The following is a 1,350-nucleotide window of genomic DNA, read 5'->3' on the forward strand; positions in this document are numbered from 1 at the left end:
CGCCGGTGACCGACAGCGACGGACGCCACGTCGAATTCAACAGCGCCTCGCGCGGATCGGTCGTGGTCGGCAGTACCGGCTTGCCGTCCGCGCCGCACGCCCACGGCAGCCCCTTCCACACGGCGTCGCCGAGGATCGACGCGGCCGCGTCGGCTTCGCGCACGCGGCTGTCGGGAATCTCGCAATGGAACACGCCCGGCAGCAGGTTGCCGTTCTTCGCGTCTTCGAGGCGCTCGAACAGCTGGCGCATCACGCGGAAGCTCGACGGCGCGATGCCGCCGAACACGCCCGAGTGCACGCCTTCCTCGAGCACCTCGACCTGCAGGTCGCCGGACACGAGCCCGCGCAGCGACGTGGTGAGCCACATCTGGTCGTAGTTGCCGGCGCCCGAATCGAGGCACACGACGAGCGACACCTGGCCGAGCCGGTCGCGCAGCGCGTCGACGTACGGCAGCAGGTCGTAGCTGCCCGATTCCTCGCAGGTCTCGATCAGGCCGACGCAGCGCGGCCGCTCGATGCCCTGCTCGTCGAGCGCACCGAGCGCGGCGAGGCTCGCGTAGATCGCATAGCCGTCGTCCGCGCCGCCGCGGCCGTACAGCTTGCCGTTCTCGTACTTCGGCGTCCACGGGCCGAGGTCCGCGCGCCAGCCGTCGAATTCGGGCTGCTTGTCGAGGTGGCCGTACAGCAGGATCGTGTCGGTGCTGCCCGAGCGCGTGGCGGGCGATTCGAAGAAGATCACCGGCGTGCGGCCCGGCAGGCGCACGATTTCAAGCTTCAGGCCCTTCACGGGTTGCCGCTCGGCCCACTGCGCGGCATCGGTGACCACCCGCTCGAGATAGCCGCGCTTCGCCCAGTCGGGGTCGAATGCGGGGCTCTTCGCGGGGATCGCGATGTAGTCGGTCAGCGCGTGGAGGATTTCATCGTTCCACTTGCGCTCGATGAAGGTAACGAGCTTGTCATGGTCGAGGACGGGGGTAGTGTCGACGGAGGTCATGGTGGGGGTGCCTGGATCGGGCTGACGAAAACCCAGATCATACGCCGATGCACCCGCGCCGGCGCCCCCTTCCCGGTCGTTCAGACCGCCTGCGGGAACGCGTCGCGCAGCCCTGCCGCGCACGCCAGCGCGTCGCGCCACAGCCGCCGCGTCAGTTCGCCCGCCTCCTCCTCACGCGCGAGCGCCGCAGCCTCGCCCGACCACAGCAGCGAGAAGTCGTCACGGCCTTGCCGCTCGAACGCACCGCGCAGCGGATCGACCGCGGCCGTCGCGAGCGGAAACGCCGGCGCGAGCGCACTCATCGGCCCCTGCTCGCGCATGAAGCGGGTCAGCAGCCCGCGCGCGGGGCGGCCCGT

1 protein-coding gene and 1 pseudogene are annotated in these 1,350 nt (G+C 70.5%); both read right to left on the reverse strand.

The features are described from left to right. On the reverse strand, nt 1-994 hold a 994-nt coding region (locus JYJ84_RS36790), incomplete at its 3' end, for a M20/M25/M40 family metallo-hydrolase (protein ID WP_205190310.1). Nucleotides 995-1,074: 80 nt separating this feature from the next. Then, nucleotides 1,075-1,350: pseudogene (locus JYJ84_RS36795) on the reverse strand (nitronate monooxygenase); the annotation flags it as partial.

The sequence above is a fragment of the Burkholderia sp. LMG 13014 genome (assembly GCF_905232215.1).
Taxonomy (GTDB): domain Bacteria; phylum Pseudomonadota; class Gammaproteobacteria; order Burkholderiales; family Burkholderiaceae; genus Burkholderia.